The sequence below is a fragment of the Paenibacillus sp. Marseille-P2973 genome (genome assembly GCF_018101095.1).
Taxonomy (GTDB): Bacteria; Bacillota; Bacilli; order Paenibacillales; family Paenibacillaceae; genus Fontibacillus; species Fontibacillus vini.
Window position 1 is genome coordinate 337,724 of sequence record NZ_JAGQEH010000002.1, and the last position, 13,000, is coordinate 350,723.

The following is a 13,000-nucleotide window of genomic DNA, read 5'->3' on the forward strand; positions in this document are numbered from 1 at the left end:
GTGTCATAATATGACGGATTCTCGGTATTTAAAACGGACGATTGTTAAAGAGGAGGTCGACTGCAACAGCTTGGGAGAAAAAAGGAAACTTCGCATCTATCTCCCCCCTGGCTACAATGAAATTTTAAGTTATCCTGTCGTTTATTGTCAGGACGGCGAAGAGTTTTTCAATTTCGGACGGATCGCTACCCTCGCGAACCAACTGATTCTTGATGAAGGAATCGAGCCTTTCATTATAGTAGGAATCGAGGTCGATGTCTCGGTCCGGACGGAAGAATACGCTCCTTTCGGCAATCGGTTCGAGGCTTACAGCACCGGTATTACTGAAGAAATTATACCCTTTGTGGAGCGTAAATATCCGGTTCGCCGCGAACCGGACCAACGCGTATTGGCCGGCGATTCCCTGGGCGGATCATTTTCGCTGCATCTCGCTATGAAAAACCGGCAACTGTTTTCCAAAATCATCAGTTTATCGGGCGCGTTTTACGATGCCTCCCTGGAACTTATTGCTGCCGAAAAGGACTTGTCCACTCTTTCTCTCTATATGATAGTTGGATTACAGGAGCAGCAGTACACAACCGATACAGGAACTTACAATTTTGTGGACTTAAATCGCCGGGCTAAGGAATTGCTGGAAGAGCGCGGAGCCAAAGTAAGATATTACGAGAAGGACGGACAGCATCTGTGGGGCTTCTGGCAGAAAGAACTTCCTGAAGCGCTGGTTTATTTTCTCGAATAACTGTATCCAAAATAGGCTCGACATAATAAAGAAGAGGATCTATGGCCTTGAGACAGGCATGGATCCTCTTCTTTATATAGGAGATGATTTGCGGACATGCTCTACAATGTCTCCGATTTGGCCTCAACCTCAATATTGCCCGTCTTAAGCGACCTTCTCGGGAGCTTCCATTTATAATGGACGGACAGCATCCGAAAACAGACAACCAGGACGAACAGCAGCAGCAGTCCGATGGTCGAAGTGAAAAAGCCAAGACCGATGACAAGTCCGGCGATCATCGCCCATACCGCATAAATTTCGTCCCTCAGGACAAGCGGCTTTCGTCCGGCCAGCAAATCCCGGATGATCCCTCCTCCGATCCCTGTCAAAACCGCGGCTACCAGGATCGCGCTGATCGGATGCTTCATTCCGCTCGCATAAAGTGCACCTTGAATCGCAAAAGCGGACAACCCGATCGCATCAAACAGCGCCTCCGTCTTCTTCCAATGCTGAATCCAAGGGAGCGGCAGCACAAAAGCGACCAAAACGGACAAAACAGCCAGTAATATCAAATCGCCCTGCGCCCACAAGGTAGTAACCGGCACGCCGATCAACACATTGCGGATAATTCCCCCTCCAAAAGCGGTGACCAGTCCCAGCACCAGTACCCCGAGTATGTCGTACTCTTCTTCCATCGCCACAAATGCTCCCGACATGGCGAAGGCGATCGTTCCGATAATACTGAATATATCGAATAAATGCATTTCCCTGCTCCCCTGCCCTCTCTCTCGCTAAATTGCTGTGTCCATTGTATTCCCGACGCCTTCAATTGTGCAAGCCTAAAAACTGAACTATACTGGTAATATTCGGGCTTATGAACAGAAAGGGAGTTTTTACATGGAAGCGAATCGTGTGCTTATTTTTGCCGGAGGTACCATCGATCCAGTATTTCTGAAGAACATCTCTCAGAACGACATCATTATCGGGGCGGATCGAGGAGCCTTATTTTTAGTTGAGCATGGGATATCTCCTGACATTTCGGTTGGGGATTTCGATTCAGTCAGCCCTGAAGAACTGGAGAAAATTAAAAAAAGCAGTAAAGAGCTTATTCAGTGTGATGCTGTAAACAAGGATTTAACCGACACCGAACTGGCTTTTGAAGTCGCTATCCAAAGACATGCTACCGAAATCGTCATGGTTGGCGTTCTCGGTTCCAGGTTGGACCACACTCTATCGAACATTCAAATGATGTTGCGGGGGATGCAGCATCAAATTACCAGCGTAATTTGGGATACCAACAACTATGTTACGCTTACAGGCACGACCTGCGAAATCGAAGACCGCGGTTATACTTACGTATCCCTGCTTCCTCTCACCCCGGAGGTCACAGGTATCCATTTAGAAGGGTTCATGTACCCGCTGGACAACGCCACCCTGAAAATGGGCCAATCTCTAGGCGTAAGCAACCGTCTCAAAGGGGAACGGGGAACGATTCGGATCGAGAGCGGCTTGCTGCTTATTATCCAGAGCAAGGACTAACGAAAGAAAGAAACACTAGCATTTCGCCAAAATAATAAAACATTTTTGTAACCTTTTCTTCAGATTCGGTTACAGATCAAAATGTGAAAGAACCCTTGAAATATCAAGGCTTCTTTCATTTTTCTTTACATTGGAAACAACGAACTTCTTACGTTTTTGTAAACTTTAATCATATTTTAATAATCGGGGTCAAACCCTTACCTACCAAGCGATTGACCGGCCCTTGCCATAATTTCGGAAGTTTAAAAGCTGTTATACTTCATTTCGAACCGGTCAACAAAAACAAGAACTTTGGAGGTATATACATCATGAGAATGCAACATCTATTCCAAAAAGTATTGACGGTAGGTCTCGTCTCAACTATCGGATTCAGCTCCCTGCTTGCCAGCGGCGCTGGAGCAGCACCGGCCCAAGCAGCAGAAAGCGTAGCAACATCTAAAGGAACCCAAGTTGTAAACTACGGCAAAAAATATATGGGAGTCCCATACAAATTCGGTGCATCTACTTCAACTACAAGAAACTTCGATTGCTCGTCCTTTATGAAACACATCTTCAAAAAATATGGAGTAAATCTTCCACGGACTTCAGTAGCTCAATCTAAAGTTGGACGTGCTGTATCCAAATCGAATTTGAAAGCCGGCGATCTGGTATTCTTCTCGAGCGGCAGCCGCGCAAACGGCAAGAACGTAACGCATGTAGCTGTTTATATGGGCAACGGTAAAATTTTGCACACTTATGGCAAACCGGGGGTTACAATCTCTAACCTGAACTCCGGCAACTGGAAAAGAACTTACTTGAAAGCTCGTCGCGTCCTTTAGTCCTCATATATGTAATCAAACCCGATAGCCTCTCTATCGGGTTATTTTTTTGTGCGAATCACTGTATTACGTATCCGGTTCCGCGGACGGTATGGATCAGCTTCCGGGATCTTCCCTTATCGATTTTTTTGCGCAAATGTCGGATATACACATCCACTACGTTCGTTCCCGTAGAGAAATCATATCCCCAAACCTCCTGCAGAATCGCCTCTCTCTGGCAAACCTGCTCCGCCCTCTTCACTAAATATCTAAGCAAATCGAATTCCTTTGGTGTAAGTTTGATCAGATCACCATCCCGATAAGCTTTGCGCCCTTTCAATTCAATAACAAGATCCTCATACTTTAGTTCCGTCAAATAACCGTCGGCAAAACGACGGAAAAGCCTGATCAGACTGCGGATTCTTGCTTCAAATTCTATATTGGGTACCGCTATGTCCACAACTTCGTTTACTCCTGCTTCAAGTAAGGACACCATCTCATCCGTATCCCATTCCTTCAAAATAACCATAACGGGGAATGGAGGATTCTCCCCAACTCTGTCCATCAGTTCATAAACAACACGGCTGCCGGGCTCTGGACTCAGCAGCAGTACGCCAGGCATTTCCTCATCCAGTTCTGTTGCCGTATCCTCCAGGCCGTGGCAACGGCGAACTTCAAATCCGGCCTGTTCCAGAAATAATTGCCTTTGGGTGGCTGCAAAATCATTTTTTTGCATCAACAGCACGATGTCTTTCATATGAGTTCCCGCCTCTGCCCTTTAATCTCCGAACTTCCTTTAAAGAGGGTTCTATGCACTTATCGTTAAGATGGTCAAAATAAAAACAAACCATTCCGCAAGGTGCGTGAATGGTTTGCCAAATTAGCCCAAATACCGATCGTATATCGCTTTGGCTTCCGCCGTATTTTTCGTTCCGTGAATAAGCGCTCTTCCGTCCTCGAACAGGACAATTCGCCGATCCCCGACCGTGAAGGAGACCAGAAAAGGATTGCGCTCCACCTTCCCTTCCCCCAGCCGTTCAAATCTCGCGGCAATTTCGGGTAAAGGAAGCTTCCGTTTGAAGGCAGGCCGGATCTGAACCGTGTCCCTACCGCACAGCACCTCCGATTTACGGGTACCTGCTGCGGACAGAAACGGATAAGTCGGATGCGTACCGCAGGATAAACAGTCCTCCCGTTTGGCGGACCCTACTTTGATTGAGGATTGCTCGTTCCGCCACACATCGAAGGTCAGCAATGTGCCTCGAAGCGACTCGGGATGACCTGTCAGCAGCTTCAACGCTTCCGTAACCTGATGCGCAACGACGATCTGCACGGCAGGCGGAATGACACCTACGGTATCACATGTATCGCCTCCAAGCGGAATCGTCCCCAATAAACAATTCAAACATGGCGTTTGGCCCGGTAAAATCGTAAACGTCATCCCGTAGCTACCCACACAGCCACCGTAAACCCATGGAATTCCGTATTTTTGTGCGATGTCATTGATCAGAAGCCGGGTATCGAAATTATCCGTGGCGTCCATAACCACATTTACATCCTTAATCAGCTCTTCGATCTCCTCATAAGTTACATCCACGACATGCGTTTCGATTATAATTTCGCTGTTGACAGCGCGAAGTCGTTGTTCCGCCGCCACGGCTTTCGGCAGCCTAGCCAACGCATCGGCCTCGGTGTACAGCTGCTGCCTCTGTAAATTGCTCCACTCCACATAATCACGGTCCGCGATGACCAGTCGCCCCACACCTGCGCGGGCAAGAGTTTCGGCGATCCCCGTTCCGAGGGCGCCTGCCCCGATAATAAGCACCGAAGACTCCGCAAGCTTCTGCTGCCCTTCAGGACCTATCGGTTGAAACAACTGCTGTCGTGAATAACGGTCCTCATTAGCTTTCATTCTTGCTTCACGTTCCTTTCAGCTACATTCTATTACGAATTTTAGCATATGAAGAAGAACGCTGTAACCACTCTGTCGGTAATGAATGTGAACTTACGTGGACGAATCCTGCACTTATAATCAGTGGACTCCTTGTCCACATTCCGCTTCAAAATATCCGGAAGCTGCCGCATCTCTGGCATTCGTGAAAACTTCAACCGGTTGGAAAGGGAACGGACACTTATCATTAAATGCATATCTGATCCCGGTTTCCGGATGTATGCCGCCGTACACGGGCCGGCGTTTGACCAGTCTCCCGCCGCCGAGCGCATAATTGTTATAGTATTGGTTTCCGACAGGAATCCCTTGCAGAAAAACAAGCACACCTACGTCGTCGACTGTATTGTTCCATTCCTCTTGGGAAATTACCGGAAGCGTAAACGTATAACTCACGCCGAGCTTACGGGAAATTTCATTATGACGATGAATGATACCCGCTAGATCATCTTCTATACTCCGGACGATTACCGATCTTCTCACTTGCTCGAAGGCTTCCTCATTTTGAAGAACCGGAATACTCCACTCGGAGCCAACAGTCTCCCGCAACCCGGTTACCGACTCCCCCGTAACGGGATTTACAACAGTAACCCGCTGATCCAGTGTAAAGGAAAGACTTTTCCCCTCCTGATCCCGGTATACATATGGCTTCTTTGGACGCCAGCGATGTTCGGCGACGGAATAGCCGTCTGTCCCTGTGAGCTCTTCCATCGCATAGATATAATAACCGTCATAATCAATAACCACTACAGCAGGAATATACGTCATAAAAGATTGCATCGCCAGCGGATCGTCAGCGATACCGAAATTCAGTGCCAAGGTCTCCTTTAAAGCCGCCAACCCCGCTTCTTTGTCGGCCCGCATGAATTTTACGGATCCGTACCCCGATTCATAATGCTGCGACTCGTTACGATTAAGCAGGGTTCCTGCATCCTGAGCAGCCGTCTTTAAAACCGAGTTGTACCGGATTTCAAGCCGATTAGCTTCCCTAAGCTGTTCCGTATTCCAACTTGAAATCCATAGTACCGGACCTGCGATCAGTACAAAAATGATGGCCCAGTCAGTAATCTTCATTCAACACCATGCCTCCGTAGGACAAATGCTTCGTTTGGCCGCCTTCTGGTGCCGTGCCGTAGATAAAACCTGACAGAACCTCCAACGGGGACCGTGACACTTTCGTTACAGTTACACTCAAATAATCTCCGGCCTCCAACCTATATTTTCTTAAAACCGGCCCACCCGCAGGGAGAGCTGAAGGAAACAACATTTTAAGGATGTCTGATGTGTAATTTGAATCGTAGACCACGCTGAATTCGTCCATAAATGTAGTTGGATCGGCAGGATCCTTATATTCGGGATGATATTTCTTATGGCGGTGTTCTAGTTCGATGTCATAAGCCGCGCCTGTGGTCTCCAGCTCACGCGCAAAATCCTCGTACATTTCCGCAGAGACATACCCTTTGCTTCTTACGGCATCCGTAAACTGGACAAGCGTGTTATAAGCCGACAGTACCCTGATATCTTCCTGACGCTGAGCGGATTGGACCGCGGGAAAAAGAAAGATCAGTACCACCGCCAGGATAGCCGCCGCGATCTTCGATAAAGCATTGCCCATACTTCGGCCCCTTCACTTTAATTTAAAAGATATCTTAGCCAAGCGCCCCTGCTTATCGAGCTGGGAGTATGCCTTGTAATCTTCCTCCAAGTCCAGCAAAGCTACGGCCAATCCTAGATCTTGATCATAGAGACCGGAAGGCAATGCTCCATCATCTTTGGCATCCGGAATCACAGTGCCGTTAATCGAGACTTCCGCCCCTTCCAACTTCCAGCCCCGCAGGCCATATAATATATCCAATCCTGTATATGTATCGAAATTCGATGCTTCGTTGCTTAAGCCGGCTCCCGATAGGGTCACACTTCGCTTGTGCGTTTGAATGAAAGAGGATAAATTTTGTAAAAGGCCATCATAACTACGTGTAAAATCAAGGGTAAACAATACAGCTCCAAGAGTTAAGGAAACCGCCGTACCTAACCACAGTAAATCTTTCAGGCTCTTCAGCATGTGTGATTCGGCTTCTCGGCTAAGGAGTGACCGTAGTCTGGGTAAAGATCAGTCCCCTAACTACATTGGAATTATCCTTGATCACTTTTGCCTTGAATTTACCGCTTGGATTGACGTATTCGTTAAGCTTTTCGTTCCAGGTGTTGCCTATATCCGCCAAGCTGGAGCCACTCACTGAACCGTATTCTTCGTTCGTCAGAGTGCCGTTGATTTTGAGAATGTCTCCATACCATTGGCCTGTACTGTTTTTCCCCGTCTTAATCTGAATACCGAACTCTTCCCGGTCCTTGAATTTTCTCAAAGCATTCGTGACCTGGGACCCGCTGACTGTCGTATCGTCATAAACCGTAAATGAGGCCTGTGACAGTTCTGTTTGAATATCGGAAAAATTGTTTTGAGCTGTTTTCGTAGCTTCCTGGGCGGATACAAACAAGATTACAACAATAGTGATCAGAGCGATCGTCAAAAAAATACCGGCCGCTACCTTTAAAGCGGATGATGCGTTGTTCATATTAAAATACCTCCTTGTTAAATATGTTGAATTTGCTCAAAATAAATGCCCATCTGTTGAAAGCTCATCCAAATCAACGGGATGACCAGGTAGGCAAACACAAGACAATACATCGGCGCAAAACCGATGATACGGCCGATCCCCGCTTTCGTATCCAGCGATTTTTCATAATCGAGCCGTCTCCGCTCAAAATGATACGCCATCTCACTCTCCAGCTCATCAAAGGCATCCGAGATCGTTATTTTCTCCGTAGCGAGAAGCAGCTTGTCCGCCAACTGCCTAAACTCGTCCAGCCCGGCCTCCTCCTTCATCTGCCTCAATGCTTCTTCGCCGCCATGCCCGAAATGGAGCAGACATTTCTGCAGTGGAATTTTGAAAATCACGGCATACGAATGCAGCCAGTCCAAAATCTCTTCGACAGAAATTCGTTCCAGTTCCTTCAGAATAGAAATCATCGTATGAAACTGGTACACTTCTTGCCTCATATCCATAAGCCGCATCCTCCTCTGGAACATCAGCGTCCAGACCGGTACACAGTATCCGATCCATCCGGCAATCAGCGACAAGAGAAGCTCCCACCATTTCAGATACTCCGCGTTCCAGCGTTTCAATTTATCTATGACACGCTCCGCCGTTGCCTCAAGCTGTTTATCGTTCGGCTGTAATCCCCTTTCCGCCATTACTTGTGTGATGGAGGCAGCTATTTGATCATACTCTCTATTAGAATCCATCCCTGTCTCCACCATAACCTGCTTGTCCATGTCGACGATTTCCGCCGCAGCCTCAGCATCGTCCTGTGACATAGTTCCAAAAAACACATAGCTTGCCGGAGGCTCATTCAAAATCCACGACCGGCTCTTCAAATGTAAATAAGAAAAAGTACCCGTCGTAATAACCACACATAACAGAAATATGACTAGCCGTCTGATTTGCAACGTTTCTACTCTTAAGTGATGATTACTGTCTTTCAGCAGTTTATGAATTCGCTCATAGGCTGCAGATTTGAACCTTGGGGTGAACCATGCCGAGCATTTCCGGACAAGGCTCCATTTTCTCAAGGCTGATTCCCATGGATTCCGGTTTCTACCTGCCTTATAATCCGTCTCCTCTTCACTCTTCAGCTTCTGAAGCAGCAAATAGCAAATAAGAATGATCAGAAAAATCCCGAGCTTGGCCAGAATCCCTGCCTTACTCAAATAAAACTGATCCATGAGCGGAAAATTTCTCCTTGCCCAAATCTCAATCGGCTTGGTAAAAAAAATCGGCACTAAAGCAATTAAATTTAGCCCCTTCAGCAAATAATCGAGCTTACTTCGACGAATCAAGTCAAGCTGAATTTCCCCTGTAAGGCTGGCCAGACCTCTTAAATACAACGAACCCTTATCCTTTTTGCGGTCCCCGAATTCCATAATCATCCTTGATATCCCCGCAAACGCTCGAAGAAAACGGTTTGGCGCGACTTCATAATATTTCTCCAGCGCCTCATCCGGTTTAACATCACTTAAAGCGTCATAAATCCTATGAGCATGCAGAGCGATTTCCTCTCCAACCGATTCGATGGATTCATCTATAGCGTCTTCAACCATACCGTGCCTGTGATAGGCCAGCCTGACGGCGCCGAACAAATCTAGCATTTGTTCCAGCAGCTTCTTTTCCAACCGATTGATATACCCGTCCAGGATCAGACCTTGAATGACAACGGCGGCTATCAACAAGGAAAGAAAGAAGATCAAGTTAGGATTCATTGCCGTCAGTACGCCGATCACGAATGTGAGGGTACCCAGGATCAGATAAACAATCTTGATCGTTTGCCTTCGTAAACTAAACTCGTCATAAACTTGGAGAACGGACAAGCGGAATCGAACCTTCAACACATAAAATCTAAGCGGCGGCAGCTTCATGAATAACGCATAGGACCTCAGAAAAAGAACATTCAATCCGCCGCGGATCAAGCGGGACGATGGGTGTCCGCGATCAGCTAACGATAACCCCTGCTCCTCTTCTCGTTTGGCAATTAATTTTCCCAAACCGAGCAGCAGCAAAAAACAGCATAATGACATTCCGACAAGAATCATGAGAAATGACTTAAGCTCCAATGGCCTCCCTCCAATACATACCCGCAAACCTTTCAAAGGCCGCTGCATCTTCCGGTGTCATCTCTTTGGACATTTCCTTAAGGCTATGCGCAGAGATCGGCTTTACAGGTACATATGCTCCGTTACGATACTCGACAATTACCCTTTCCTGGTAACTCTCGTTCAGACGGCAGCACTCCGTAATTCGTTCTATGTATCTGTTCCCCTGATAGTCTTTGCAGAGATGAATATCAAAATCCAGCACACCCGCTACCTGATATTCGGCAATCTTTTCATCCCTAAACATGCCGGTCTTTAATAAGGAATTTCGCAGGGATTCAATCAGGTCGCGGAAGGTTTTGGCGTGATGGGTAAACAGGGTAAATAAACTTGCCACTTGCGCCATCTGTATCATCCAAGCCGCAACCTCGTCCGTCGCTACCTCCCCGAGGATATTGACCGTGCCATCCGTTTTTTTCTGCAAATCCAATCCCGCTTGCCCGGATATGTATTCCGTTTCACGAAAGGTTAAAATGTTTCTCGTACTATAAATCCTCCGGAGATGAAGCTCGAATGACATCTCCTGAACGCGTAAAGTGTAAGAAGGATAAATATGCTTGATCATGGCCATTAACAGCGTTGTTTTGCCTGAACCCTGGGAACCGGTGATCGAGGTAATCCGGCTTCCTTTCATCAGATATTTCAACAGTTCGATCGGCAGGTTGGAGTTATTCCCTTGAATAAGCCCTTCAAGGACTGCGTTCTTCACGTCGAACTTACGTACAAAAAATGCCCATGATTCCGCAAAAGGCGGTCTCACCACAACGACCCGGGAGCCGTCCTTCAACTCGTTTACTTTAAATCCGTTAGCCTCGGATAACTGACCCGGCAAATTGAATTTGTAAATGTTCTGACACACCCGTTTCAATTCGGCTTCACTTCCGAAAGATAAGAAGGATAAACGTATGCTTTTACCTTTATAAAAAATCCAAACACTGTCCCAGGAGCGAGTTATTTGCCTTCCGTCCTGATCTAGCGGAATTTCCGGCCCTCCCGGTTCGATTTCATCCTCTATCCGTTGCCAAAGGGAATGATTCCCGGGAATCCCGCTGACTCCTCCGCTCACCCCGTCAATGTTCTGTTCCCGAATCGCGTCGATCACGGAAAATCCTTTGTACATTTGATAGACCCGCTGAACGACCAGGTCCAGCTTCTCGGGAAATGAAAGTAGGCGATACTCCCTGTAAAAAACCGAGTCCACATCCTCAGCATTAATTTCAAATATCCCTGTACCATCTTCGTCGGACCGGCACTTCGGCTGGTCCAAGTCATAGTCTTCGATCAGCGTGGATAAGGCCATTTCCCCATGCCGTCTTCTGTATAAGTACAGCACAATTTCAAATCTGTCTTGCGCATTTAATCGTTCCCGGTCGCGGAATGGAATAATAAGGTCTATATTTTCTTCCGAGATACCGTACCCTCTTACTAGCAAATCGCGAATAAAGGATTTAACGTAACGTTTATCCTGCTGGTCGCCATACGTACAGCCGCGTAATGCTTGCCGAAGCTCGGCCCGAACCTTTACTTTTCGGTTCCAGGCTTCCTCGTTCATCCCCCATTCGTTAGAGGGATTGCGGCTAAGCTCATGGATCTGATGCTTGACGTAAGCGATGAGTTCCGTAAAAGAATATCGATCCCTTCCAGGCGCACGATGTAAGAAAGATTCTCCTGAAGACTTGGCCTTCAGCCAGAGACAAGCCAAACAGACGGCAACTAAAATGATGATTCCTATCAAATTTAATCCGGTTGCATTCAAGGTCATGCCCCCTTTTCTCCGCCCCGAGAATATACGTCTCGTCCAGCAGCGAGCCGATATAGGCCGTCACAAAGGTTGGCAAGCCCCGACATAAATCCTTCTTTCGCGGGTCTCCTGCGCGGTAACAGCCGGTGCAATCGGATAAATCGGAGGATATTCATGTTATTCCAAGCATCCATAAACTCCGTGCTATGCGGAATGACGTACAGCGGCAGCTTGCAGCCAAACCGCCTTCGAATGTTGCCAGCCGACCATTGCGAACGGTGATCATAATGCTGAATCACGATAGCATCCGTGACATTTGCTCCGTTAGTCTCACTGACCATATCACCAAAAAACCGTTCCAGTTCCAAACGATTTTGCCGAAGTACAGCGACACTAAGCAGCCGTCCTTTCGGCAAATTATGCGGGCCTGCTACAGCAACAGCTCCGGAGGAAAATCGACTTCCAGTAAAAATAAAATCATAAGCCTGCTCCGCAGCGGCATAAACACGGCCCAGCTTCTCACCTGACTCAAGTGAAATTTCAAGACATTCTTCTCTGCTTCCTGAAACAAGATCCAGTTTCCCCTTGATGACCGGTTGAGTATAATCCGAGAAGTTCGCTGCACTTAAACGTTGATTGGCGGCTAAACGCAGCAAGGCGTCAATCCCGTATTCTGTAAGCGGAAGAGCGCTCCTGTCCTGATATTGGTCAGACAGAGAGAAGCCAGCTTCGACACTAGTCCCGGCTTTAACCTCATTCAGCAGCAGAATCCTTCCCGGATATGTCAAAGACATCCTTACCGCTGCCGCCGCGGCAACCTCGGCCGATCCTTCATGTCCGTAATCCCAAAAGATGATCCTGCTCATGCCCTCCTCCTGTCCGCTGACCGCAGCGCTTTTTTCGAACTCGGCATGGACAGACCGGCGAGATTCACGATCAAGGATAGAATCGCTTTCTTATATGCTCTGGAGATTCGCCCCATCCGCAAAGTTTGCGCATGTTCATTCTCCATCTGCACGATTTCATTAGTTTCGCACCAGGGAATGCACACCATCTCTTTACTCCATTCAATAGGCAAATGCTCCACATAGCCCATAATGTAATCGGGGGTCAAAAAGCTGTCGACCGTTCGTATAAAGACCGGCTGAATCCGCAGCGATTTAAGTTGAGGCCATCGGAGAAACAAATGACTGAACCACTCGGCGCTATTCTCCACCTCATAGCGGTCATATGAAGTGACCCACATAACGGCATCAACCCGCTTCCAAATCTCAATTGAACCAAAATGCATCGTCTCCAGATCATACAGACAGTAGTCGTAAAGTTCAGGTTCTGTGGCGGTGATTCCATCACAAATATCAAACCCGTTATACTCAGTAAGAGGTATACAATTTTTCACGCTACTGGCCAAATAACGGTACTTTCTGCCATCGGTCATGTCCACCAGTAACACCCTTTTGCCTGTTCCGGACAGCACCTTGCAAATGTACAGCAGTAGATCCCTTTTATCGCTCTTACCTGTAAAAATCCAGCTTTTCACCCTTGGTAC

General features: G+C 47.4%; 14 protein-coding genes. 3 read left to right on the forward strand and 11 right to left on the reverse strand.

The window, feature by feature from the left end; translation table 11 throughout:
• Positions 1-10 precede the first annotated feature (10 nt).
• Entirely contained in the window at positions 11-739 is a 729-nt protein-coding gene (locus KB559_RS05075; RefSeq protein WP_211020627.1) for an alpha/beta hydrolase, read from the forward strand.
• A gap of 101 nt (positions 740-840) precedes the next feature.
• Here KB559_RS05075 and KB559_RS05080 read toward each other — a convergent pair whose 3' ends face one another.
• The gene (locus KB559_RS05080) at positions 841-1,482 is read right to left on the reverse strand and encodes a trimeric intracellular cation channel family protein (protein WP_211020628.1); all 642 of its coding nucleotides are present in this window, start codon (positions 1,480-1,482) and stop codon (positions 841-843) included.
• A 133-nt stretch (positions 1,483-1,615) separates the two neighbouring features.
• Here KB559_RS05080 and KB559_RS05085 point away from each other — a divergent pair, with 133 nt between their 5' ends.
• Together KB559_RS05085 and KB559_RS05090 are read left to right on the forward strand one after the other, a co-directional pair.
• Positions 1,616-2,257 (forward strand): thiamine diphosphokinase, encoded by a 642-nt coding sequence (locus KB559_RS05085; RefSeq protein WP_211020629.1) that lies wholly within the window; start codon positions 1,616-1,618, stop codon positions 2,255-2,257.
• Between the two features lie 308 nt (positions 2,258-2,565).
• On the forward strand, positions 2,566-3,075 hold the full coding sequence (locus KB559_RS05090) for a C40 family peptidase (RefSeq protein ID WP_211020630.1): 510 nt from the start codon (positions 2,566-2,568) through the stop codon (positions 3,073-3,075).
• Between the two features lie 58 nt (positions 3,076-3,133).
• Here the strand turns inward: KB559_RS05090 and KB559_RS05095 are convergent, their stop codons facing one another.
• The 10 genes from KB559_RS05095 to KB559_RS05140 form a co-directional block, all read right to left on the reverse strand.
• Positions 3,134-3,811, reverse strand: a complete 678-nt coding sequence (locus tag KB559_RS05095; RefSeq protein WP_211020631.1) for a winged helix-turn-helix transcriptional regulator — start codon at positions 3,809-3,811, stop codon at positions 3,134-3,136.
• Positions 3,812-3,934: 123 nt separating this feature from the next.
• The gene (locus KB559_RS05100; protein ID WP_211020632.1) at positions 3,935-4,966 is read right to left on the reverse strand and encodes a thiazole biosynthesis adenylyltransferase ThiF; all 1,032 of its coding nucleotides are present in this window, start codon (positions 4,964-4,966) and stop codon (positions 3,935-3,937) included.
• A gap of 120 nt (positions 4,967-5,086) precedes the next feature.
• Positions 5,087-6,076, reverse strand: a complete 990-nt coding sequence (locus tag KB559_RS05105) for a hypothetical protein (protein ID WP_211020633.1) — start codon at positions 6,074-6,076, stop codon at positions 5,087-5,089.
• Positions 6,063-6,617 carry a hypothetical protein gene (locus KB559_RS05110; RefSeq protein ID WP_211020634.1) on the reverse strand — a complete coding sequence of 185 codons (555 nt, stop codon included), beginning with the start codon at positions 6,615-6,617 and terminating at the stop codon, positions 6,063-6,065. The genes KB559_RS05105 and KB559_RS05110 overlap by 14 nt, the downstream gene beginning before the upstream one ends.
• A gap of 12 nt (positions 6,618-6,629) precedes the next feature.
• Positions 6,630-7,064 carry a hypothetical protein gene (locus tag KB559_RS05115; RefSeq protein WP_211020635.1) on the reverse strand — a complete coding sequence of 145 codons (435 nt, stop codon included), beginning with the start codon at positions 7,062-7,064 and terminating at the stop codon, positions 6,630-6,632.
• A 19-nt stretch (positions 7,065-7,083) separates the two neighbouring features.
• A complete protein-coding gene (locus KB559_RS05120; protein WP_211020636.1) occupies positions 7,084-7,575 on the reverse strand; it encodes an ABC transporter permease in 492 nt (163 codons plus the stop codon).
• A gap of 17 nt (positions 7,576-7,592) precedes the next feature.
• A complete protein-coding gene (locus tag KB559_RS05125; protein ID WP_211020637.1) occupies positions 7,593-9,671 on the reverse strand; it encodes a hypothetical protein in 2,079 nt (692 codons plus the stop codon).
• Positions 9,661-11,472 (reverse strand): ATPase, T2SS/T4P/T4SS family, encoded by a 1,812-nt coding sequence (locus KB559_RS05130; protein WP_211020638.1) that lies wholly within the window; start codon positions 11,470-11,472, stop codon positions 9,661-9,663. The genes KB559_RS05125 and KB559_RS05130 overlap by 11 nt, the downstream gene beginning before the upstream one ends.
• On the reverse strand, positions 11,469-12,317 hold the full coding sequence (locus KB559_RS05135; RefSeq protein WP_211020639.1) for a hypothetical protein: 849 nt from the start codon (positions 12,315-12,317) through the stop codon (positions 11,469-11,471). The genes KB559_RS05130 and KB559_RS05135 overlap by 4 nt, the downstream gene beginning before the upstream one ends.
• On the reverse strand, positions 12,314-12,991 hold the full coding sequence (locus tag KB559_RS05140) for a hypothetical protein (protein WP_211020640.1): 678 nt from the start codon (positions 12,989-12,991) through the stop codon (positions 12,314-12,316). Before KB559_RS05140 ends, KB559_RS05135 begins: the two co-directional genes overlap by 4 nt.
• Positions 12,992-13,000: the final 9 nt, after the last annotated feature.